Source organism: Verrucomicrobium spinosum DSM 4136 = JCM 18804, from assembly GCF_000172155.1.
Taxonomy (GTDB): Bacteria; Verrucomicrobiota; Verrucomicrobiia; order Verrucomicrobiales; family Verrucomicrobiaceae; genus Verrucomicrobium; species Verrucomicrobium spinosum.
In genome coordinates this window covers 8,027,142-8,050,690 of the sequence record NZ_ABIZ01000001.1, presented here as the reverse complement: position 1 = coordinate 8,050,690, position 23,549 = coordinate 8,027,142, and the positions used below count along the sequence as shown (strand labels likewise).

The window sequence follows — 23,549 nt, the reverse complement described above, 5'->3', positions numbered from 1 at the left end:
TTATCTCAGTTTGTCCTGCAAAGCGCCGGTGCCCAGAGCACCGGCGCTTTCGGTGTTTTCAAGCGGAGCGGGTAGAGCTGATTAACCACAGAGGCACAGAGAACACAGAGGACCGAAAAAATTAGAAATTAGGAATGATAAATTAGAAATGGAAATGCCTAGCTACGGTAGGGGAGGTCTTTGGCAGCTTCATTTATCATCCCGAATTCAAAATTCCTGACTTTGGACTCTCTGTGCCTTGGTGGTTAAATTGAATTCCCCACCCCCTTGGGAACGATTTGACCCTGCCTGTGGTCAAAATGACCCGGGGGCTCGCACATTCCATGCTCGTAACGGATAGCAACTCCCGCTAGTGTCCGTGTTACATTACCGTCATGAAGATGCATTCCGCGGTCAGATTCAGCATCAGCCTGGGGCTGATGGCTTCCGGATTGATCCCCGCCACCCTCCGTGCCGCCGTGCCGGCGCTGGCTGATCTGGACGCCAACGCTCCTGCGCAACCTGGGCAGCAGTTGGCCGGAGTTGCCGAGCAGCACGCCGTGGCGCTGGCTCATTACCTGACGGCCCGGAATCTCGAAGCTTCGGGAAAGGTCCGCGATGCCCTGCCGCACTACTTGAGCTTCCTGAAGGGGGATGCGGGCGAGCCAGAACTCGTGGCGCACATCGCAGAGCTCACCCTGAATTTCCAGGGGGAAGAGGCCGCCGTGGCGCTGCTGGAGCAGGCCATCAAGTCGCATCCCAAGTCGCCAGAACCCTCCGCCAATTTTATCCAGTTCTGCCTCACGCATGGCTCGGCGGAGAACGGCCTTCTGGCACGGGCAGCCAAGGTGGCGGAGCAGGCCCTGAGCAGCTTCCCACAGGATGCCGCAGCCTACGAGACCGCCGTACGCCTTCATCTCACCCAGGGGCGGCGCAAGGAGGCCAGCGCTGTGCTGGAGCGGGCGCTGGCTCCTGACTTTGCCCAACCTTCGTCTGCAGGCTTCTGGCTGCAACTGGCGCGGATGGCCCAGGAGGTGTGGCCGATCGCCGACCAGGAACGTCGCGCGGATCATCTGGGCAAGGTAAACGCCTTCATCACAAAAGCCCGCGAGTTGGCCCAAGGGTCCCGCGATCCCGACGCGCTCATCCAGGTGGCAGACTATTACCTCTTCAGCAACCAGCTCGATCAGGCAGCGGTGATCTGCGAGGACATGGTGGCCCGCTCCAACAGTCTCGATGCCCGGAAACGGCTGGTGCGGCTCTATGAAGCCTTGGAGCGGCCGGACGATTCGTTCAAAGCCCTTCAGGACCTCGTGGAGGCCTACCCCAGTGACGTGGAGCATCGCCGCCTGCTGGGTACCCAGCTCGTGCAGAAGCAGGAGATTGGGCCTGCGGCGGACCAGTTCGAGGCAGCGCTACAGGCGGGAGGTGGCGATCTCAATGACTACCTCAACCTCTGCAAGCTGCTGCGCTTCGCCAACAATGCCGAACGGTTCGAGAAGTTCACCCAGCGTGCCCAGCAGCTTTTCCCAGGTGAGCCCCGCATCACCTACCACCGGGCCATTGCCCTCACCCAGGGGGACAAGTATGCCGATGCGGCGAAGCTCTTTGAGCAGGCGTCACGCCAGGCGGAGACCAACGCCGCGGAACTCCTGGATGATCAGTTTCACTTCCACTGGGGGGTGGCGCTGGAGCGGAGCCGCCAGTTCGACGCGGCAGCCCGCCAGTTTGAAAAGAGCATCACCCTCACGCCCGCGCACGATCCCCCCCGGGCCGCCAACACGATGAACTACCTGGGCTACATGTGGCTGGATCAAGGGCAGCATCTGGACAAGGCAGAGCAGCTCATCCGCAAGGCCAATGAGCTGGAGCAGAACAACCCCGCCTTCGTGGACAGCCTGGGATGGCTGCTCTTCAAGCGTGGCAAGGCCAAGGAGGCCCTTACGGAACTGCTGCGTGCAGAGCACCTCATGAAGGAGTTCTCCGACTCCGGGGCCGATGCGGAAATCCTGGACCACATTGCCCAGGCCTATGAGCAACTCGGCCAGACGGAGGATGCCAAGTCCTACTGGAAGCGGGTGCTGGAGTCCAAAACCGACGTGGAAGAAGTGAAAGCCCGTGCGCAGAAGGCCCTTGGGGTGACCCCGCCGCCGCCTGCCAAGAGCGCCCCGACGGACAAGGAGTAGGTTTCGGTAAGTGGTAAGAGGTAAAAAGGTAAGCGGTCGGTGGAGGTGAGAGGTGACCGGGACTGTGTGCCGTGTCACATCATGAACCCGGAGGGTTCGCCATCCGTAGCCATGGGTCGGCCGAGTGGAGCGAGGACTACCCATGGTAACCCGGGTGGAGAATGCTACCGCGGAGCGGTAGGCCATATCGGCCAAGAGCCGTATGGATGGCGCAATTCCGCACAAGGCAGCCCTGGCCGAGATTCCCCCAATATCCAAAATTTCCTGCACGACGGGTTTTCTTCGGCCGTAGCGTTGAATTGACACTGTCCCCATGAAAGCGAGCCCGTCTTCCTCCTTATCGTCCGCCCCTCCGGGCCAGAACAAAGTCCGTTTGATCGCCTGCGCCGCCTGGGCGCTCCTGCTGATGCCGGGCTGTGAGATCCCAGACCTGTCCCCGCCGGACACCTACGAATGGCGGAACCACGGCTATGATTACTCGGCCGATGCCCGCAACCTGAGCGATGAACGGTACCACCGGGGCGGCGACTCCCCCCGGTCCAAATCCTCCCAGGGGAAGTCAGAGCACGGCAAGAGTGAGCGCAGCAGCGATATCTCCACCTCCTCATCCGATGCGGTGAGCAGCCGGGAAAGCGGCGGCGGCAGTAATGACAAGAGCAGCAGCAACGACAGCAAGAGCGACAACCACTCAGGCTCCAGCGCCAATGACAAAGACAGCGGCCCCAGCGGCGGTATCGGCGGCAGGGAGAGCAATTAGTGCCTGGAGCACAGTAAAAAGTTGAGAGTGGTAAGTGAAAAGTGCCGCCCAGATCCCTCATGGGCGGGCATGTCCTGCTCCAACTACGGATTTCCGCGTCCAGCGCGTGACCTGATCGGGAAGTTGGCTTGTCGACTTTGACGATCTGGTGGTGTCCCAGCCCGGTTTGCCCGATGCCGGAGGCATCAAAGCCATTAGACGGATGGTTGAAGGAGCGGAGCGACTGATACCTCCGGAAGATCAGATTCAGTATTGCATCCCGGAGCGGATGCCAGCGACGTCGCCTCCGGCATCTCGACTTCCCTGGAACACTGTTGCAATTTTAATCGGCTATTGACGCTGTAGGGCAAGCGCTCCGCTTGCCCCGCGCGTCCGCTGACTGCGCGTCCCGGGTGATCGACCTACGGACGGGCTTGCGGTGCCACGGCCTCAAGAAGATCCGCCGAGAGGGAGCAGTTCATCCGATACACGGATAGGAAGCACGCTGCCGTGCCCTCCTTCCACCGCATCCACCCTCCATCGACTTTCGGCAGCTCATGCACAACTTTTTCCATTCTTTGAATGGACGAGCAGCCTGCAGCGTCAGAACATCCCGAGCCTTCTATCCTCTCATGAACCTCCGCGCTTCCCTTCCTGTTGTTGCTGCTGCCGTGGCCCTGCCCCTCCTGCTTTCCAGTTGTGTGGTGGACGACGGGTACGGGTATTCCGACTCTCCCGGCGGCTACTACGAGGGTTCCTCGTATCCGCGCCGCTACAGCAGCGGTTACGGAGGAAACTACTACGGTGGGAACTACGGGAACTATTACGGATCCGGGTACGGGTCCTCGTATTATCGCAGCCGATACTACGACAAGCATGATCATCATGATCACGATCACGACGATCATGACCACGATCGCAAGTACAGCTCCTCTTCCAGCAAGAAGTACTCGTCCTCCAGTTCCTCGCGCTCCTCGGACGTGCGCCACGGGGACCACTACCACTCCAGCCAGACGAAGAAGGAGCAGCACCAGTCGATGATCCGCCGGGGCGATGATGACGACAATCGCAAGTCTTCCTCCTCCAGCCGCAGCTCCTCATCCAAGAAAAAGGATGACGATGACAACAAGAAGGGCGGCATCCACGGCCGGGAGAGGCGGTGAGAGTTAGATGTTAAGGGTTGAGAGATGAGATGGGCATCAAACGTGTCTCTCACCTTTCTTAACATCTAACACCTAACCCATAAACTGCGCTTCCCCCTTCGCGTCTCCTGCGGCAGGTGGATTCAACAAACGATCAGCGTCGCTGATTATAGTTTGTCGCGTCTTTGAATGATTGGGCAGAGGGGGGCGTCAAACCTCTTTGCCATGAGTCCATTAGCAAAAATCCCCCTTTTTGTCACCGCGCTGGGTCTGGCCATGCTCCTCTCCAGCTGTGTGGTGGATGGTTATGCCTACCGCGAGCCCTATGGCGGTGGGTACTATGATGATGATGACTACTATCCCGTGCGCCACCGGGGCTCCTACTATGGGGGCTACCCTTCGTACACCTCATCTTATTACGGTGGCTATCCGTACGGCTACGGTTACCCCTACGCCTATGGTGGGGGTGCTCTCATCGGAGGCTCCTACTATCGCAACCGGTATTATGATCGCCACCATCACCATGATCACGACGGCGATCACAGGCGGTACTATGCGAACCGCAGTGGCGGATCCTCTTCCAATCGCCAAGTCCGGCATGGAGACCACTACCACTCCAGCCAGCTGAAAAAGAACCAGCACAACGCCATGATCCGCCGGGGCGACAGCACGCTGAACACCCGCACCATCTCCAGCCGGAGCCGCAGCTCCAGTTCCAGTTCCAGCAAGAGCAAAGGGGGTGTGAGCGGTCGTGAACGGAGGAGGTAAGTTGCCAAAAGGAGTGCAGCGCGTCAGTTCGTCAGTCGCACCACCCACGTCCCCCCAATACCGAGCTATAGCACTGGACTACTTTCAGCTACCACTCCGAACGGACACTCCCGCACGATCGTGTCGTCCCGGTGCGCCCCCGTGGAGATCATGGTCACCGGGATGCCCGTGAGTTCTTCGATGCGACGCACGAAGATCTGGGCCTCCGTGGGGAGGTCATGGAAATTAGCAACACCGGCAGTGGGCTGGCTCCATCCGGGAAGGGACTCATAAACCGGCTCCAGATCCGCGGAGAGGGATGCCGGCGGTTCTTTGAGAAGTTGACCCTTGAACCGGTAGCCTGTGGCCACTTTGACCTCCGCCATGCCGTCCAGCACATCCAGCTTGGTCAGTGCCAGGGCCTGAATGCCACCTGCGCGGATGCCCGCGCGAACGGTTGCTGCATCAAACCAACCACAACGACGCGGTCGCCCGGTGTTCACCCCATACTCGCCGCCCCGCTCGCGCAGGGCATCGCCCTGCGGGCCGCCCAGTTCTGTGGGGAAGGGGCCATTGCCCACCCGGGTGGTTTGGGCCTTACAGACACCCAGCACTGCGGCCTGTACGGCTGCTCCATAGCCGGTGCCCCGTGCGGCCTGGCAGTGCTCGCAGCCTTGTCACTCAAGGGAGATCGAGGCGTGCCAACGGAAGTCGTCGGGGTTAAAGTCGCGAACCGCATGGCTGGAGAGGAAGGGGTGCGCCGTCGTTCGGCATGTTGCTCAGGGATGCGGTTCGGGGGTGCTGACCTCCAGCATTCGGCCCAGACGCCCCATCGTCCGGTTTACCTGCTTCGCCGCCAGCGCGCATTCCCAGAGGCGAAGCACCCGCCAGCCCGCCTTGCGGAGCTGGCGCGTCACCTTCTCATCTCTCGCCCGGTTGGCGGTGACCTTGGTGTCCCAGAACTTCCGGTTCTGTTTGGGCCGCACATAGCAGCGGGGGCACCCGTGCCAGAAACATCCGTCCACGAACACCGCCACCCGCAGCTTCCAGAACACAAAATCCGGCTTCACCTTGAGCACCGGACGTGTCGCACCCCGGGAGGTGTCCGGCACGGTGACGAGCGCATGCCGCCGCCACCCCTTGATCCCCGCCGCGCGCAGCAGCAGCATGAGCCGCAGCTCCGTGTCCTTGTTCCCCGTCGAGCGGATCAAGGACATCACCTGTGAACGCTTTTCGGGCGTGAAGACGTCAGGCATGACACTTCTAGATGGCAATGTTTAGCCGCCATGAAGATACGCTCGCCAAGTGACGGCTGAGTCCAATTGATCGACAAAACGCTTTTGGCGGTGGTTGGATAGAGATAGTGTGGACCATGGCGTCAGGAAAGCGGTGGAACCGGGACGAACTCCTCATCGTCTTGAATCTTTACGAGAAGCTCCCCTTTGGTCAGTTCGACCAAAGACAAAAAGTCATTCAAGATGTTGCAAAACGGCTTCAACGCACCGCCTCAAGCCTTGCGATGAAACTGGGCAATCTGGCGTCCCTTGATCCTGTTTTGCACGCAAGAGGACGCAAGGGCCTGCCAGGGGCTAGTGAGCTGGACAAGGAGGTGTGGACTGAATTTCAACGGAATCGGGACGTGCTCGTGCCGGAGAGCGAAACACGAATCCGTGCCTTGTTCGAGGCGGGTGTCGATGACGAGTTGGACGTGGTCCAGGGGCAAGGGGTCAAGGTGCGAAAGCGCACACTCAAGATGTCCCCGGACGCGGTCACCAGCGTGCCTGCCCAAGTTATGGCGCGCCGGGGTCAGCAGGTCTTTCGGCAGGCGGTGCTGAATGCGTACGACAGCAAGTGTTGCATTACGGGATTGCACATCAGAGAATTGCTCGTGGCGAGTCACATCTTGCCATGGAGTGATTCCGTCGAGGCACGGTTGGATCATCGTAACGGGCTTTGCCTCAATCGGCTTCACGATGCCGCGTTCGACCAGGGATTGATCACATTGGATGAGGACCTGAGAGTGGTCGTGAGCCGTTCACTTCGTTCGGAGTTTGCGGCGAGTGCGGTGGCGGCCCAGTTCCGGGATTATGAAGGCGTTCGAATTGTCACGCCATGGGTAGAGCTGGCTCCTGATCCGCGGTATCTGGCGCACCATCGGGAGCACGTGTTTGTTGGATAGGGAGAAGGTTGGGTGAGCGGGCCGAACGACGTTTCTTCGGCGAAGGCAAACCCCAATTCGATAATCGCAAATGAGGCCGTTGGCTTCCCGTTGTTTGAGCGGTTTGTAGAACTCACTTCGGAGTTCTGGTCCACCTGCCTGTGCCCCCAGGGTGGCGGCTCGTGCCTCGCCATCATGGCGTCTACTTTGTATGACGCCTTTGGCGTCAGAGCACTCGCGGGGGCAACGGTGGCGCACCTTGGCCTCACCTGACTTAGGCGACGCTGTTCTGCCTCACGCCTTTAGCGCGAACTCACGTCTTGGGAAGGGGAACCAAGTAGATCTTCACCCCTGACCTCAGGTCATATGTCTTGAGTCTTCCCGTCTTGTGTCTCTGTGATTGTGTCTCCAATTTTGCCGCCTACTATCCCGCATGTCTGAAACCCACAGCGCCTCCCTCTCTGATCTCGATCTCCTGACTGTGCGTCAGCTCAAGACGGTGGCGGGGCCGCAGCCGCAGCCGTACCGGGTGCATGTGCAGGTGGAGGGGAACTTGGTGAAGGAGACCGCGCAGGGGAAGCCGTACCATGAGGTGAAGCTGACGGACGGGACGGAGTCGCTCGTCTGGCGGGTGTTCGATGGCAGCCCGCTCTTTCAGGAGGTGCAGGCTCTGAAGCGCGGCGGCTGGATCGAGCTGTCTGCCCACTGGGTGGACACGGGCAAGTTCGGCATGGAGCCCCGCAACCCAGCCATGCGGGTGCTGGAGGACGAGGAGGTGCAGTCCCTCCTGGCGGGCGATGAAGAAACCCGGGAGCGGCAGCGGGAGGACTACCAGGCCATCGTGGACTTTGTGCAAAGCATGTCTGATCCCCGGCTCAAGGGTTTGTGCAGCCTGTTTCTCCAGCAACACGGCGACCGATTCAAGCGGGCGGCAGCGGCGCGGGACTATCATCACGCCCGCCGCGGCGGACTGGTGGAACACGTGTCCCAAATGATGCGCAGCGCGGCCAAGATCTGTGAAGCCTATGCGGAGCTCAATCGTGACCTGCTCCTGAGCGGCGTGTTGTTTCATGATTGCGGCAAGCTGTGGGAGAACAACTATCTGGAGGGCGGCTTTACCATGCCCTACACCCTGCATGGTGAACTCATCGGTCACATCTCTCTGGGCATGGAGCTGGTGAACAAGCTCTGGCGTCAGCTCATTGAAAGCGATGCCGCCGCTGCCTGGGCGACCCTGCAGCCGCAGAGCGAACTGGTGCGTCTGCACCTGCTGCACCTGGTGGGATCCCACCATGGGGAGATGCAGTTCGGCTCACCGGTGATTCCCAAAACCCCCGAGGCTGTGGCCCTGCACTATGTGGACAACCTGGATGCCAAGCTGGAGATGTTCCGCAAAGGCTACAACACCAGCGCCGAACTCGGCAACGGCATCCTGGAACGGGTGCGTCCGCTTACCTCGAACCTGGTCAGACCGTTGGAGGTGGTGGTGAAGAATGCTTTGGACAACCACAGAGACGAAGAGGAAGAACAAAATTAGGAATTAGGAATTAGGAATTAGGAATGATGAATGAGCTGCAGTTCTCTCGGGTCAGGGCATGTTCAACTTGCATTCTTAATTCCTAATTCAGCATTCATAATTTTTGAGGCTTCTGTGGTAAAACCGAGCTGACTTAAACTCCAGATACATGCTGAAGATCCTTCACCTGCGTGGTTACCGGTCGCTGCTGGACTTTCGGCTCAGCCTCTCCCGGCTGACGGTGATCACCGGGGAGAACGGGGCGGGGAAGTCGAATGTGTATCGCTCTCTGGCGATGTTGCAGAGGCTGGCGGAGGGGCGGTTTGCGGAAGCCATTGCCATGGAGGGCGGCATGCCCAGCCTGGTGTGGTCGGGCAAGCGTCTGCAAAATGAGCCGGTCAGGGTGAAGTGGTCACTGGAGCACGAGCGCTTCATCTATGAAATGGAATGCGGGCTGGTGCCGCTGGCCCCGGGTGCGCCCACCGCGTTTCGCACCGATCCTGATGTGAAGCAGGAGGAGCTCTCCCTGGTGCCGCTGCAGGCAAGTGGAGGCAGCAAGAGCCACAAGGTGCATCTGGTGGCCCGGCGCAAGGGACCCATGGTGGAGCTGCGCAGCTTTGACAGCGGTTGGGAGAAGTCACCGCTTCCCCTGCACACCCCCGAGTCTCTGATTTCAGAAGTTCGAGATGCCAACCGCCACCCTGGTCCGGCGCTGGCCCGGGAGACGTTGTTGTCGTGGCGGTTCTACCACCAGTTTCGCACCGATTCCGAGTCACCATTGCGACGCCCTTTGACCGGGGCTTGGTCGCCCGTGCTGGCGCATGACGGCTCCAACCTGGCGGCCACGCTGCAAACCATCATGGAATCGGGCCGGGGCCATCTGCTGGAAGAGGCTGTGCAGACCGCCTTTCCCGACCTGCAATGGCGTCCCGTGGATGACCAGGGGAGGTTCCAGTTGCAGATCTGCCGTGGTTCGCTGAAACGCTGGCTGGATGCGCACGAACTCTCCGACGGCACCTTGCGTTACTTCTGCCTCTGCGCCGCCCTGCTGGGCCCCAAGCCACCCCCGCTCCTGGTTTTGAACGAGCCCGAGACGAGCCTCCATGCAGAACTGATGCCAGCAGTGGCCCAACTCATCGCCCAAGTGCCTGAGGAGACTCAGATCATCGTCGTCACCCATTCCCAGGCGCTGGCCGCAGCCATCGAGGAGCGCTGCTCACCCTGCCGTCGTCTCGACCTCGTCAACGCCCATGGTGAAACCCGCCGCGCCGGGGATGAAGGAGCCAACCGGGTGTGGGTGTTTGAGGAGAATGAGGGGGAAGAGTGAAAAGTTGAGAGTAAAAAGTGAAAAGTGGGGAACGGAATGCGTTGGAGGTTAAGAGTTAGAAGTTAGAAGTGAAGAGGGCGATGAGAGGGTGCCTTTCATCACTCGACTGGTCTGATCGCGTCGCGCCAGCAGCTCCACTTTTGACTTTTCACTCTCAACTTTTCACTTTGCCTTTACCAAATGCGCATACCTCTCGGTCCAGTCATCTGGCAGGCGCAGAGGACGTCCTTGGGGCATCTGCACGAGCGCGAGTGACTGCCGGCAGGTGATGAGGAGGGTGTTGTCCACCACACGGCGCATCTCAAAGGCGCACCAGAAGCGGACGCGTTCCACGCTGTCGAGGCGGCCGTGGATGACGAGTTCATCGGCGAGCACGGCTGGCTTGCGGTAGTCGATCTCCGTGCGCAGCACGACGGGGAACACCTGGGTCTGTGCCATCTCCTTGAGGGCCATGCCCAGCTTGGCCGCCAGACGGGTGCGGGCAGTCTCGATCATGCGCAGATACGCGATGTTGTGCACCACGCCGCCGCAGTCGGTGTCAAAGAACATGACCTCTTCACGGGTCTCGATGGTGGGCGTAAGGGGATCTGAGGAGGACATAGAAAGGGCCGGCTGCGCCGGAGACACAAGACTTCCAGACTCCAGACAACAGACTTGAGGTCAAGGGAGAAACCCGCTGCGGGGGAGACACAAGACGCAAGACCTGAGCCTCCGCATGCGAGATTGCTTCCGCGAAGAGGTCAGGCTCAAAGGAGGCGGGGGTTCCTGGCCCCGCGTGGCAGCGGAGAGGGGCAGCGCGTTGGGCAGTTCATCTTGTTGAGGTCTGCCACATCAGGGGACGCGCGTGACAAGCGGGGCGCTTGCCCTACAGCGTCAATAACCGGTTCAAATCGGAACAGTGATCCCGGGAAGTAGCCTGCTCCAGCGTCCTGCGCGTGGAGCACCAGGGTCTGTTGAAACGAGATAAGATCGTCGAGAAGGCGAAGCTTGCAGACGCTTCAGCGAGTGCCTGCCAAGGAACTCAGTCAGCGCATGACATCAGGTCCGACTGACGTGGGGGTGTTGATGGCGGTGGGGAGAAAGCAGATGCGGTCGGCCTTCCCACCTGATCATCGTCCTAGGAGGTACCCAACGTTGACTCGCTTAGGGCTCGTCCAACGTTGGGCTGTGTTAGAGATCCCCGCTGGGGATCAGCTTCGATGTGGGGTGGCCGCCAAGGAACCAGCTTGAGGCGGGCACTTCCAGGTGGCTCCTTGGTGACGACTCCAATGCAAAACTCGCGCATTTGGTGGGTTCTCCTCAGGTCTTGCGTCTTGCGTCTTGCGTCTTCGAGTCCTGTGTCTCCCTCGCAGCGGGGCAGAATTCACATTTGCATCGTTGCGTTGTTGAAGCGGGGACCTCTAGCATGCGCCTCATGCAAGGTGATGAACGTCCGGATCAGCTGGTGGATGAGGAGGGTAATCTGCTGGAAGGAGGGTATGGATGGCGTCAGCGGACCGGACTGCTGCTGGGGGTGGTGCTGTTGCTGGCGACCTTCGTGAGCCCCCCCTTGCTGGGATTGTCCCCCAGCGCGACCAAGGTGGCCTGGCTGGCCGTGACCATGGCGGTCTTTTGGGTCACGGAGGCACTGCCGATCCCGGCCACGGCATTGTTTCCGCTCGTGTTGCTGCCCATACTCGGCATCTCGCCCATGAAGGAGGCTGCTACAGCGTACGCCGATCCCATCATCTACCTGTTTATGGGCGGCTTTATGCTCGCCATCGCCATGGAGCGCTGGGATCTCCACCGGCGCATTGCGCTGAACATCATCCATGCCGTGGGAACAAAGCCGAGGGCGCTGATCCTGGGTTTCCTGCTGTCGGGCACGTTCCTCAGCATGTGGACGAGCAATTCTGCCACGGCCATGATGCTGTTGCCCATTGGCATCAGTGTGCATGGGCTGCTGCGCGCCAGTCAGGGGGCGAAAGGAGGCACGGTGGAGATGGGGGCGGCGTTGGTGCTGGCGATTGCCTACGGGGCCAACATCGGCGGCATGGGGACGCTCATCGGCACGCCGCCCAATGCCATTTTGAAGGCCTTCCTGGCCAAGACGTATGGCGTGGAGCTGGGCTTCGGGCAATGGATGCTCATCGGAGTGCCGCTCATTCTGCTGGCCCTGCCGCCCGTGTACTTGATCCTCACCCGGTTCAGTTTCAAGGTGGGGACGCAGGAGCTGCCGGGAGTGAAGGAGGAGCTGGAGATTCAGCGCCAGGGGCTGGGCCGCATCACCGGGCCGGAGTGGACGGTGATCGGGGCCTTTTCCCTCGCGATTGTGCTTTGGGTTTCGCGGGAGGCCTGGAAGGCGGAGGTGCCCAAGACGCCGGGTGCGAGCTGGCCTTTAGGGGCGCTGCTCACGGATGAAGTCATCGCCATGGGCTGCGCATCGCTGCTGTTCTTCATTCCCGTGGATTTGAAGAAAGGCGTCTTCGTCCTCGACTGGCAGAGCCTGAAAAAGCTGCCCTGGGATGTGCTGGTGCTCTTCGGGGGTGGATTGAGCCTGGCGGCTGCGTTTGAGAAAACCCAGCTCGTCAAAGCCATGGCCAGCGGTCTGTCGGTGATGGCCTCCTGGCCCGCTCTGGCGATCGTGTTCCTGGTGGTGGCCGTCATGATTGGTGCCACGGCCCTGACCAGCAACACGGCCACCACCACAGCTTTTCTCCCGGTGATCGGGGCTCTGGCGGTGGGGATCGATCAGCCGGCAGTGCTGCTCTGCGTGCCTGTCGCCATTGCGGCCAGTGCGGACTTTGCCCTCCCGGTGGGTACGCCGCCCAATGCGATTGCCTTTGGTTCCGGCCTGGTGAGCCTGCCGCGCATGGTGAAGGCCGGCCTGGTGGTGGACCTGCTCTTTGCCCTGCTCATTCCGCTGGTGATGTGGACCTTTGGGCGGTGGGCGTTTCGTTTGTGAGGAGCGATGGTGGGCGGGTGCGGCACGTGTTAGGGCATCGAACCCTGGCAGTGACGGGTGGGCATGCGCGTCCGATTCGCCGTCCCATCCGGGACGAGGGGACTGGCGCGGCAGGTGACAACGCACAGGTGTTTGACTGGCCTTCAACAAAACCCGCGATCAAACACCCTGGGTTGTAGGGCGACCGCCTCGGTTGCCCCAGTCAGGGGTGGCGCGCGGCAAGCGGGGCGCTTGCCCTACAAGGCGTCTGGGACGGGTATGGCAACGCATGGGTGTTTGAGTGGCCTTTAACAAACTGTCGGGATTGCCTCAGTCAGGCGACTTCCCCTGAAACCTTCGGCCGGGCGCGGCGTTGGAGTCAGCCGTCCATTTTCTTTAATGGAAATGTCTTACGCCTCACCTATCTGATGCGGCCCGGTCTCCTCCCCTGGCCGAATCTTCGATTCCTCACCGCCTGCTCAGACCACCACCGCCCATGACCAGCCCTGCATCCGCCGTCCCTGCGACGGGAACCCGGAAACCGTTCTACAAGATTCTCTACGTCCAGGTCATCATGGCCATCGTGATCGGCGTGCTGCTGGGGTATTTCTTCCCCGCCACCGGAGCCGCGATGAAGCCGCTGGGAGACGGGTTCATCCGGCTGATCAAGATGCTGATCGCCCCCATCATCTTTTGCACGGTGGTGGTCGGCATCGCCGGCATGGAGGACATGAAGAAGGTGGGCAAGACCGGCGGTCTGGCGCTGCTTTATTTTGAGGTCGTGAGCACCCTGGCTCTGATCCTGGGGCTGGTCATGATCAATCTTGTGCAACCCGGAAAGGGGATGAACAAGGTCGCGACGGCCACCGATGCCGCCTCTGTCGCCCAGTATTCGGATTCAGACAAGATGCAGTCCACGACGGACTTCTTGATGAACATCATCCCCACCAGTGTGGTGGATGCCTTTGCAAAAGGGGAGATCCTGCAGGTGCTTCTCTTTGCGATCCTTTTCGGCTTTGCGCTGCACCGTTTCGGTGGACGGGGCACCTTGGTGTTTGATTTGATTGAGAAGACTTCCCACGTTCTCTTTGGCATTGTTGGCATCGTCATGAAGGTCGCCCCCATTGGGGCATTTGGGGCCATGGCCTTCACCATCGGCAAGTACGGCGTCAGTTCCTTGTGGAATTTGGGCGGGCTCATGGCCACCTTCTATGCCACCTGCCTGCTCTTTATCTTTGGGGTGCTGGGGCTGATCGCGAGGCTGCACGGGTTCAGCGTCTGGAAGTTCATCAAGTACATCAAGGAAGAGCTGCTCATCGTGCTGGGCACCTCCTCCTCAGAGTCCGTCTTGCCGCGCATCATCGCCAAGCTGGAGAACCTGGGGGTGCAGAAGTCCACGGTGGGCCTGGTGGTGCCCACGGGGTACTCCTTCAATCTGGACGGCACCTCCATCTACCTGACCATGGCGGCGGTGTTCATCGCCCAGGCCACGAACACTCCGCTGGATTTGCAACACCAGATCACCCTGCTGCTGGTGCTGCTCCTCACTTCAAAGGGAGCCGCAGGCGTCACTGGGAGCGGGTTCATCGTGCTCGCCGCCACGCTCTCTGCCGTGGGCCATGTGCCGGTGGCCGGGCTGGCATTTATCTTGGGGATCGACCGCTTCATGTCTGAGGCGCGCGCCTTGACCAACCTCGTGGGGAATGGCGTGGCCACCATCGTGGTGGGCAAGTGGTGCGGTGAGGTGGATGAGGCGATGCTGCACCGCCGCCTCAACAATGAGACCGAGGTCGAGGCCAGCACCCCTGAGGTGGTGCTGGACCAGAAAGAGGCCCACATGGCGACTGATGACGCCGCGCCGCCCGCCGCCCCTCAGTCGTAAGTTGATGAGGGGCCATGAGGAGCGGGGGCGGTCTGAAAATAGGGTGCCCAAGTCGCTTTCCGGCGTGCGATCAATGAACACAATGCCCGATCAAAGCTCCAACTCCGGCGTGACACCCCTCCCAGACCGGGCTGGGGCCTGCTCACTTGGCCCCTTGATAACCCTGCTGCTGCCCCTCAACTCCTGCTTTGCACGCCCCCTGTGCGGGTGCTAGACTCCCTTTCCCCTCATCCTTCTATGGAATCAGTCCTCAACGCCCTCCATTACGCCGGCATCATCTTCCTCGTCATCATGGTGTTCAACCTGATGATTCTCGTCCACGAGTGGGGCCACTTCCTGGCAGCCCGCTGGCGGGGGCTGAAGGTGGACAAGTTTCAGATCTGGTTTGGTGCCCCCATCTGGAAGAAGACCTACAACGGCGTGCAGTACGGCCTGGGCTGGATCCCCGCTGGCGGATTCGTCGCCCTGCCACAGATGGCTCCCATGGAGGCCATTGAAGGCGGCAGCGGGGAGCGCGAGCAGCTTCCCCCGATCAGCCCCCTGGACAAGATCATCGTCGCCTTCGCCGGTCCGCTCTTCAGCTTCATGCTGGCCTGTTTGTTCGCCATCGTGGTGTTCAATGTGGGCAAGCCAGAGCAGGAGGGCATGGTCACCACCACCATCGGCTGGGTGGCCCCGGACAGCAACGCGGCCAAGGGCGGCCTCAAGCCCGGTGACAAGATCCTCGAAATCGACGGTCGCCCGGTGAAGACCTTTGGCGGCCTGGTGGACAGCGTCCGCTGGAATGTGGTCTCCAGTGAGAACAATCCCATCCCCTTCCTCGTGGAGCGTCCAGGTGAGCCCAAGCCCCTGTTGATCCCCGTGACGGCAGAGATTGTGGAGAAAGAAAAGGGGTCCTTCTTCTCCTTCCTCTTCAAGCGCAAGCAGCTCCGTGAGGTGGGCATCGCCGGGAAGCAGACGCCCATGGTCGCGGGCACCCAGGAGAACAGCCCCGCCGCCGAGGCGGGCATCCAGGCCACGGACCTCATCACCTCTGTGGACGGCAAGGAACTGCTGAGCCTCTACCAGTTGGGTGACTACATTGAGAAGAACCCCAGCAAGCCGCTGGAGCTGGGCATCCTGCGCGACAAGGGCAAACCCACAGAGAAGCAGCTGACCGTGAATGTCACCCCCCGTCAGCCGGACATCCGCCCGGACGACGACAAGGGCCGCCAGCTCATCGGCGTGATCTGGGATCAGAACGGGCTCCGTCAGATCTCCCACCCGCGTCCCTGGACACAGATCCGCGATGCGCTGAAGACCATGGGGGCCACCATCTCCGCCATCGTCTCCCGCAAGTCTGAGATCAACATGGGCCACCTGAGCGGCCCCATTGGCATCGGTCGCGCCTACTACACGCTGTTGGACGATCCGTATGGCCTGCAGCGCGTGCTCTGGTTTAGCGTGGTGCTGAATGTGAACCTGGCCGTGATGAACCTGCTGCCCTTCCCCGTGCTGGACGGCGGCCACATCACCATGGCGCTCTTTGAGTGGATCCGCCGCCGCCCCATCAACATCCGTATCCTGGAGGTGGTCCAGATGGCCTGTGTCTTCCTCCTGCTGGGCTTCATGGTCTTCGTGAGCATGAAGGACGCTGGCGACATGGTCGGCAGCGGGGGCAAGGGGGACAAACGAGAGCCCAAGCAGGAGTACCGCTTCCTCCCGGCCAACCAGCGCCAGACCGCCGCTCCGGCACCCGGCCAGTAAGCCTGCCGCTTTTCCGTTCCCAGTCTTCCCTTTTCCCTCTCTCCGTCAATGCACCCGCTTCAGTACTGCCCCGATCTCTACCACTACCAGCGCCGTGAAACCCGGGAAGTCCGGGTGGGTAAGGTGGGCATCGGTGGCGGCAACCCGATCCGGGTGCAGTCCATGCTCACCTCCGACACGCGCGATACGGAGGCTTGCATCCAGCAGACGCTGGACCTCGTGGCGGTGGGGTGTGAGATCGTCCGCATCACCGCCCAGACGCGGCCTATTGCAGAGAATCTTCAGAACATCAAAGCGGGCCTCCTGGCCGCTGGCTGCGATGTCCCCTTGGTGGCCGACATTCACTTCAAGCCCGATGCTGCCATGGAGGCGGCCAAGTGGGTGGAAAAGGTGCGTGTGAACCCCGGCAACTTCGTGGACAAGAAGAAGTTCGCGATCCGCGAGTACACGGATGACCAGTACGCGGAGGAGCTGGGCCGCATCGAGGAGGAGTTCATCCCCCTCGTGGAGCTCTGCAAGGCCAAGGACCGCGCCATGCGCATCGGCACCAACCACGGGTCCCTGAGTGATCGTATCATGAACCGCTACGGCGACACGCCGCTGGGCATGGTGGAGAGCGCCCTGGAGTTCGCCCGTGTGGCGCGCCAGCAGGACTATCACAACTTCGTCTTCTCCATGAAGGCGAGCAATCCCAAGGTCATGATCGAAGCCTACCGCCTCCTCGTGGCCCGGCTCAATGACCTGGGGGGAGACTGGAACTACCCCATCCATCTCGGCGTGACCGAGGCGGGCGACGGTGAGGACGGCCGCATCAAAAGTGCCATCGGCATCGGCTCCCTCCTGGCAGACGGCATCGGTGACACGGTGCGCGTGAGCCTGACGGAGGACGCCGTGTATGAGATCCCCGTGGCCCAGACGCTGGTGAAGCCGTACAACGACGGCGTGCCCGCCCGCTTTGAGGCCGTGAGCAATCCGCCCCCGGTCAGCTATGATCCCTTTGAGTTCGAGCGCCGCCCGTCCTCAGTGTTGAAGGTGAATGGCGTGAGCGTGGGTGGCCACGAGACGATGGCCGTCTTCACCAGCCGCCGGAAGTGGGATGCGGTCGCCCACAAGATCGACAAGCTGGGCGACTTCAAGCCTGAGGTGGTGGTGGAGGACAGCGAGGCGGTCGCGCTCGATCCCCGTGATGATGCCGCCATCGCCTATGTCAACAGTTCCACCAGCCCGTGCCTGGTGACGGTGAAAGACGGGGTGAACCTCCCGGTGATCGCCGCCTACCGCCTGCTGTCCGCCCGCCTGGAACCCCGCCATCCCATCCTGCTGAAGGACACGTTTGAGCCTGCCACGGAGCCCAAGGCGGACTTCGTGCCCACACTGCTCAGTGCTGCCACGAACATCGGGTCCCTGCTGTGCGACGGTATTGGCGATGCCATCCTGGTGCAGGGTGAGGAGGCTCCCGGCCAGTCCTTCCGCATCTCCTACAACATCCTCCAGGCTGCGGGCACCCGCATTTTCAAGACAGACTATGTGGCCTGCCCAAGCTGCGGTCGCACGCTCTTCAACCTGCAGACCACCACGCAGAAGATCCGAGCCGCCACCGGTCACCTCAAAGGGGTGCGCATCGCCGTCATGGGCTGCATTGTGAACGGCCCCGGTGAAATGGCGGACGCCGACTTCGGCTACGTGGGCGGTGCGCCGGACAAGATCAACCTCTACGTCGGCAAGACCGCCGTGAAGTTCAACATCCCGGAAGGAGAGGCTGTGGAGCGCCTGATCGATCTGATCAAGGAGCACAACCGCTGGGTGGACGCCCCCACGGCCCCGGTGGAAGCCGCGTGATCCTGATTTTGTAGAAGCCTGCTGCCTCCGCACAGCGTCCCCCTGGTGGGGACGGGCCCGGCAGCTCTGACATCTGGCATGACCCCTGTTTTTGTCCCCGAAGACTACTTCCAGCATCACGATCCCCACGCGCTCTTCCCGGAAACGGGAGACCGCCCCCTCGAGCTGGATCTGGGCTGTGGTGACGGCACGTTTTTGATTGAAATGGCCACCACCCACCCGGAGCGCAACTTCCTGGGGGTGGAGCGGCTCATTGGCCGGGTGGAGAAGACGGCCCGCCGGATCGAGCAGCGGGGGCTGAAAAACGCCCGGGTGCTCCGGCTGGAGACCACCTACACCCTTGGTTGGTTGCTCGCGGCCGGCAGTGTGAGCCGCCTGCACCTGCTCTGCCCGGATCCCTGGCCGAAGAAGAAACACCACGGCCGCCGCCTGCCCAACAGCACCGCCTTTCTTGAGTCCATCGAGCGAGTCCTCGTCCCGGGTGGGGAATTCCTGCTCAAGTCCGACGACCTGCCATACTACGAAAATGCCCTCGAAGCCCTGACCCAGCGTCCTGCCATGACCCGCCTGGACTGGCCAGACGGGGCGTTCTACTACCCCACGACCGACTTCGAAAAGCAGTGGATGGCCCTGGGGAAACCGATCTATCGGGCGAGGTGGAAGAAAGATTAATTATAAATTAGGAATGATTAATTATAAATGGGATGCCCAGTCCAGAGCTGCTCCGCGGACCGGGGTTCATTTATCATTCCTAATTTCTCCCACCCCTGACTCCCAAAGTTGCCCGAAAGAGGCGGGTTATGCGTACCTTGGCCCAATCCGTGCTTGGCATATCGCAACTGACGCTCCCACGTCTGCGCAAGCCCTTCAAAGGTGCATGCGTAATTCACTTTATGCCTCAACATGGAACTCAGCCGTTTCAGCGATTACTCTCTGCGCGTACTCATGTACGCGGCTGCGCGCGAGCATGAGAAGGTAACCCTAAGTGAACTGACCCAGGCTTATCGAGTCTCCCATCACCATCTCGTCAAGATCGTCCACTTCCTCGGCAAGCAGGGCTACCTCAGCAACCGCCGCGGCCGGAGTGGGGGCATTCGGCTGGGCAGGGCCCCGCGCGACATCAAGGTGGGGGATGTGATCCGCCACACCGAGACTCATTTCAATCTCGTCGAATGCTTCGACCCCGCCAACGATCTCTGCAAGCTCTCCCCCACCTGCCGTCTGCGCGGAGTGTTCCGGGAGGCGCGGGATGCCTTTCTGGATGTGCTGGACCACTACACCCTGGAGGATCTGGTGGTGGACGGGAAGCCGCTCCTGCGTCTGCTCAGCCCCAGCCCGGGGCATGGCTACGTCGCGGGCGCGACGCTGAACGGCACGCATCCCTGAGGCCTGCGGCGGCCGGATGGCGGGCATGGGTTGATTCCTTATGGTGTGCCGTCTTGCTCGCCAGTGGGCCGTCTCTTGCTGCGGCGGACCCGACGTCGGCGGAGCCCTGGAAGAACTCTTCTGATCCCGTGGCCCGGCTCTGGCAGCGGGTGCAGAGCGGGCAGGTGAAGCTCCCGGTGGAGGGAGATGAGAAGACTTTTCTCCAGGCCGTGCTCAAGGAGCTGGATGTGCCGATGGCATCCCAGGTGCTGGTTTTCTCCAAGACCAGCCTCCAGAACGCGCTCATTGGGCCCATGCGGCCGCGGGCGGTTTATTTCTCTGAGGAGGTGTATGTGGGCTGGGTGCAGGGCGGGCTGATTGAGCTCATCGGCATGGATCCGGAGACCGGGCCGCATTTCTACACCCTGAGCCAGAGAGGTGGCGCGGCTGTGGGCTATCGCCCGGAACTCGTGGTGGATGAGCAGTGCCTGAGCTGCCACGAGAGCTCGCGCACCGGTGGCGTGAAGGGCATGCTCGTGCGCTCTGTGTATGCGGATGCCTCCGGGCAGCCCATCCTGAGTGAGGGGAGCCATGTCACCACGCATGAGAGCCCGCTTTCAGAACGCTGGGGCGGCTGGTATGTGACGGGCCGCCATGGCAAGGACCGGCACATGGGAAATGCGATCGCCAGGGAGACGGGTGCCGGCGTCCAGCTGGATCGGGAACGAGGAGCCAACATCACCTCCCTGCAGGACATCATCTCCACGCAGCCGTATCTGGCGAAGACGAGTGATCTGGTGGCCCTCATGGTGCTGGAGCACCAGTGCAGCACCCACAACCTGCTGACGGATGCGGCCCGTAGCACACGTGCGGCGATGGCCCGCCAGCGGGATCTACAGGAGGCCTTTCATGAACCTGTGACAGACGTGCCACAGGGCTCGGCCCAGAGCGTGATCCGCAGCCTGGCGGAGAAGCTGCTGCGTCAGATGCTCTTTGTCGGTGAATACACCTTGCAGGATGATGGTGTGGAAGGGGATGGCTCGTTTCAGGACGCCTTCCGCCGCAACCGCCTGGAGACGGCAGAGGGGCGCTCACTCAAGGACTTCCAGCTTCGCACCCGGCTCTTCAAACACCGCTGTAGCTACATGATCTACTCGCAGGCGTTTGAGGCCCTGCCCCGGCAGATGAAGGACGAGTTCTACTCCCAGCTCTGGCAGGTCCTGCGCGGGCACGACGGGCGGGAGAAGGAGTTTGCCAGCCTGTCTGAGAGCGAGCGTGGGCACATCCGCACCATCCTGCAGGCCACCAAGAAAGACCTGCCTGCGTACTGGCGTGATCCCGCGCCCTGAGTCATACTCGCGCCCACCATGCGCCGTTTTGCCCTCTATGCTTTTGTCATCACCCTGCTGTGGCTGGGGTTTGTGTGTGCCATCAGTTTTGTGGAAGCCCCGCTGAAGTTCAAAGCACCCGGCGTGGAGCTGAAGCATGCCCTGAGCATCGGTCGGCTGGTGTTTCATGCGCTGAACCGGGTGGAGTTGATCTGTTGTGCGTTCTCCTGGTTCCTGATGTTGCGGCTGCGGGTGGTGCGCACGCGGGGCAGCGTGGTGTTGCTGGCGGTCATCACCGCCGTGCTGGCGTTTCAAGTGTGGGGCCTCATGCCGGTGCTGGATGTGCGGGCCAAGGCGGTGCTGGCAGGGGAGATCGTGGCCGCCTCCTGGCATCACAACGCCTACATCGGGCTGGAGTTTTTGAAAGCCGCGCTGCTGGGCGTGCTCGCTGCCGCGCAGATCCAGTCGTTTGCCCGCGCGGTCTTGTCTGAATAGGGAAAGTGCCGCGGCTGGAATCAGCCTCAGCGTGGCTGCGTTTGTAAAAACGCGGTCCGGCCACAAGTCACCCAGTGCGCACTGTTCCCGCCGCGGGGCCGCGCCACCCACCGCACTCTCACGAGTGCAGCCACGAGCCACGAGCTGCGAGCTACGAGCTTGCGAACTGCCAGGTGGCGGAACTCAGTCTCAGCGTGGCTGCATTTGTAAAAACGCGGTCCGGCCACAAGTCACCCAGTGCGCACTGTTCCCGCCGCGGGGCCGCGCCACCCACCGCACTCTCACGAGTGCAGCCACGAGCTACGAGCTTGCGAACTGCCAGGTGGCGGAACTCAGTCTCAGCGTGGCTGCGTTTGTAAAAACGCGGTCCGGCCACAAGTCACCCAGTGCGCACTGTTCCCGCCGCGGGGCCGCGCCACCACCGCACTCTCACGAGTGCAGCTACGAGCTTGCGAACTGTCGGGTGGCGGAACTCAGTCTCAGCGTGGCTGCGTTTGTAAAAACGCGGTCCGGCCACAAGGCACCCAGTGCGCACTGTTCCCGCCGCGGGGCCGCGCCACCCACCGCACTCTCACGAGTGCAGCCACGAGCCACGAACTTGCGAGCTTGCGAACTGTCGGGTGGCGGAACTCAGCCTCAGCGTGGCTGCGTTTGTAAAAACGCGGTCCGGCCACAACGCACCCAGTGCGCACTGTTCCCGCCGCGGGGCCGCGCCACCACCGCACTCTCACGAGTGCAGCCACGAGCTGCAAGCTACGAGCTTGCGAACTGTCGGGTGGCGGAACTCAGCCTCAGCGTGGCTGCGTTTGTAAAAACGCGGTCCGGCCACAAGGCACCCAGTGCGCACTGTTCCCGCCGCGGGGCCGCGCCACCACCGCACTCTCACGAGTGCAGCCACGAGCCACGAGCTGCGAGCTGCGAACTTGCGAACTTGCGAACTTGCGAACTTGCGAACTTGCGAACTTGCGAACTTGCGAACTTGCGAACTTGCGAACTTGCGAACTTGCGAACTTGCGAACTTGCGAACTTGCGAACTTGCGAGCTTGCGAGCTTGCGAACTGTCGGGTGGCGGAACTCAGCCTCAGCGTGGCTGCGTTTGTAAAAACGCGGTCCGGCCACAACGCACCCAGTGCGCACTGTTCCCTCCACGGGGCCGCGCCACCACCGCACTCTCACGAGTGCAGCCACGAGCAACTTCGAGTGGTTGCTTGCAGGCTTTGCCCTCGCCCTCCCAACAAAAAAGCAGGACCCTTGCGGATCCTGCTTTCCTTGATCTTGCTTGTGAAAACGAGATGCGTTCGTTGAAACAACTTCAAGTCCCGACGGAGCATCAAACCAAGACTACACAGACGTCTGCGGGGACACATCGCCGCCGCTGTTGCCGCCACCAGTGGCTTCTTTCACGACTTCCATGACGGGGGTGAACTCTTTCTTGTTGTCGAGCACCTTGTCCACAATGCCATAGGCCGCGGCTTCCTCACCGCTCATGTAGTAGTCGCGGTCGGCATCACGCTCGACGGCTTCCACCGTCTTGCCGGTGTGGTGGGAGATGATCTTGTTCAGACGGCGCTTGAGGCGGTACATGAACTCCACGGTGCGCTCCACATCGCTGGCCGTACCCTGGGCACCGCCGCTGACCTGGTGGATCATGATGTGGGAGTTTGGGAGGGCGTAGCGCTTGCCCTTGGTGCCGGCGGTCAGGAGCACGGCACCCATGCTGGCGGCGATGCCGATGCAGTAGGTGTTCACGTCACAGGTGACGAACTGCATGGTGTCGTAGATGGCCAGGCCTGCGGTCACGGAGCCGCCGGGGGAGTTGATGTAGATGTTGATGTCCTTCTTCGGATCCTGCATCTGCAGGAACAGAAGCTGGGCGATCACGATATTGGCCACCTGGTCATCAATGGGGGTGCCGATGAAAATGATGCGGTCCTTCAGGAGGCGTGAGTAGATGTCATACGCACGCTCCATGCGGCCTTCCGCCTCAATCACGGTGGGGATGATGTAGTTGGACGGGCGCTGAATCATGGTGGGGAAATTGGCGATGGTTGACATGGTGACGAATGAAGGGGGTGGTGGAGGTTTTGTCAAACCCAGCGGAGCAGGGTCGGGGCTCTGGAGCGGCCCTTCATCTAGCAGTACGCCGGGCTCGCGTCCACGGACGGGAGGGGCACAAATTC

At 61.4% G+C, this 23,549-nt stretch carries 18 protein-coding genes and 1 pseudogene; 15 read left to right on the top strand and 4 right to left on the bottom strand.

Annotated features, from left to right (window positions below):
* Positions 1-374: 374 nt before the first annotated feature.
* From VSP_RS32425 to VSP_RS40420, 4 genes are all read left to right on the top strand, one after another.
* A complete protein-coding gene (locus VSP_RS32425; protein ID WP_009965995.1) occupies positions 375-2,165 on the top strand; it encodes a tetratricopeptide repeat protein in 1,791 nt (596 codons plus the stop codon).
* A gap of 313 nt (positions 2,166-2,478) precedes the next feature.
* Positions 2,479-2,922, top strand: coding sequence for a hypothetical protein (locus VSP_RS32420; RefSeq protein ID WP_009965994.1), 444 nt, complete (start codon positions 2,479-2,481; stop codon positions 2,920-2,922).
* A 611-nt stretch (positions 2,923-3,533) separates the two neighbouring features.
* Positions 3,534-4,064 (top strand): hypothetical protein, encoded by a 531-nt coding sequence (locus VSP_RS38535; RefSeq protein ID WP_009965992.1) that lies wholly within the window; start codon positions 3,534-3,536, stop codon positions 4,062-4,064.
* 204 nt (positions 4,065-4,268) lie between these two features.
* Positions 4,269-4,811 carry a hypothetical protein gene (locus VSP_RS40420; protein WP_053332416.1) on the top strand — a complete coding sequence of 181 codons (543 nt, stop codon included), beginning with the start codon at positions 4,269-4,271 and terminating at the stop codon, positions 4,809-4,811.
* A 65-nt stretch (positions 4,812-4,876) separates the two neighbouring features.
* Here the strand turns inward: VSP_RS40420 and VSP_RS38525 are convergent.
* Together VSP_RS38525 and VSP_RS32400 are read right to left on the bottom strand one after the other, a co-directional pair.
* Positions 4,877-5,437: pseudogene (locus VSP_RS38525) on the bottom strand (adenylosuccinate synthetase); the annotation flags it as partial.
* Positions 5,438-5,569: 132 nt separating this feature from the next.
* Positions 5,570-6,046 carry a very short patch repair endonuclease gene (locus VSP_RS32400; RefSeq protein ID WP_009965988.1) on the bottom strand — a complete coding sequence of 159 codons (477 nt, stop codon included), beginning with the start codon at positions 6,044-6,046 and terminating at the stop codon, positions 5,570-5,572.
* A 116-nt stretch (positions 6,047-6,162) separates the two neighbouring features.
* Between VSP_RS32400 and VSP_RS32395 the strand changes: the two genes are divergently transcribed.
* The 3 genes from VSP_RS32395 to VSP_RS38510 all read left to right on the top strand — a co-directional run bounded on the left by VSP_RS32395 (position 6,163) and on the right by VSP_RS38510 (position 9,791).
* Positions 6,163-6,969 (top strand): HNH endonuclease, encoded by an 807-nt coding sequence (locus VSP_RS32395; RefSeq protein ID WP_009965987.1) that lies wholly within the window; start codon positions 6,163-6,165, stop codon positions 6,967-6,969.
* A 412-nt stretch (positions 6,970-7,381) separates the two neighbouring features.
* On the top strand, positions 7,382-8,485 hold the full coding sequence (locus VSP_RS38515; RefSeq protein WP_009965985.1) for an HD domain-containing protein: 1,104 nt from the start codon (positions 7,382-7,384) through the stop codon (positions 8,483-8,485).
* A gap of 148 nt (positions 8,486-8,633) precedes the next feature.
* The gene (locus VSP_RS38510; RefSeq protein WP_009965983.1) at positions 8,634-9,791 is read left to right on the top strand and encodes an AAA family ATPase; all 1,158 of its coding nucleotides are present in this window, start codon (positions 8,634-8,636) and stop codon (positions 9,789-9,791) included.
* A gap of 162 nt (positions 9,792-9,953) precedes the next feature.
* Here VSP_RS38510 and VSP_RS32380 read toward each other — a convergent pair whose 3' ends face one another.
* Positions 9,954-10,391 carry an acyl-CoA thioesterase gene (locus tag VSP_RS32380; protein WP_009965982.1) on the bottom strand — a complete coding sequence of 146 codons (438 nt, stop codon included), beginning with the start codon at positions 10,389-10,391 and terminating at the stop codon, positions 9,954-9,956.
* Positions 10,392-11,196: 805 nt separating this feature from the next.
* On the opposite strand from VSP_RS32380, the gene VSP_RS32375 reads away from it, so the two are divergent.
* The 8 genes from VSP_RS32375 (at position 11,197) to VSP_RS32340 (ending at position 21,369) form a co-directional block, all read left to right on the top strand.
* Complete coding sequence (locus VSP_RS32375; protein WP_009965981.1) at positions 11,197-12,735, top strand: SLC13 family permease; 1,539 nt, start codon at positions 11,197-11,199, stop codon at positions 12,733-12,735.
* Between the two features lie 475 nt (positions 12,736-13,210).
* Positions 13,211-14,596: a dicarboxylate/amino acid:cation symporter gene (locus VSP_RS32370; protein ID WP_009965980.1), complete on the top strand. Its 1,386-nt coding sequence runs from the start codon at positions 13,211-13,213 to the stop codon at positions 14,594-14,596.
* A 237-nt stretch (positions 14,597-14,833) separates the two neighbouring features.
* Positions 14,834-16,342 (top strand): RIP metalloprotease RseP, encoded by a 1,509-nt coding sequence (gene rseP / locus VSP_RS38505; protein ID WP_009965978.1) that lies wholly within the window; start codon positions 14,834-14,836, stop codon positions 16,340-16,342.
* Between the two features lie 48 nt (positions 16,343-16,390).
* On the top strand, positions 16,391-18,181 hold the full coding sequence (gene ispG, locus VSP_RS32360) for a (E)-4-hydroxy-3-methylbut-2-enyl-diphosphate synthase (RefSeq protein ID WP_009965977.1): 1,791 nt from the start codon (positions 16,391-16,393) through the stop codon (positions 18,179-18,181).
* Positions 18,182-18,259: 78 nt separating this feature from the next.
* Entirely contained in the window at positions 18,260-18,853 is a 594-nt protein-coding gene (gene trmB, locus VSP_RS32355) for a tRNA (guanosine(46)-N7)-methyltransferase TrmB (protein WP_009965976.1), read from the top strand.
* Between the two features lie 231 nt (positions 18,854-19,084).
* Positions 19,085-19,567, top strand: coding sequence for an Rrf2 family transcriptional regulator (locus VSP_RS32350; protein ID WP_009965975.1), 483 nt, complete (start codon positions 19,085-19,087; stop codon positions 19,565-19,567).
* 128 nt (positions 19,568-19,695) lie between these two features.
* A complete protein-coding gene (locus VSP_RS38500; RefSeq protein WP_157211185.1) occupies positions 19,696-20,895 on the top strand; it encodes a hypothetical protein in 1,200 nt (399 codons plus the stop codon).
* A gap of 18 nt (positions 20,896-20,913) precedes the next feature.
* Positions 20,914-21,369, top strand: coding sequence for a hypothetical protein (locus tag VSP_RS32340; protein ID WP_009965973.1), 456 nt, complete (start codon positions 20,914-20,916; stop codon positions 21,367-21,369).
* Positions 21,370-22,710: 1,341 nt separating this feature from the next.
* On the opposite strand, the gene VSP_RS32335 is transcribed toward VSP_RS32340, so the two are convergent.
* Positions 22,711-23,424, bottom strand: a complete 714-nt coding sequence (locus VSP_RS32335) for an ATP-dependent Clp protease proteolytic subunit (RefSeq protein WP_009965971.1) — start codon at positions 23,422-23,424, stop codon at positions 22,711-22,713.
* Between the last annotated feature and the right edge of the window lie 125 nt (positions 23,425-23,549).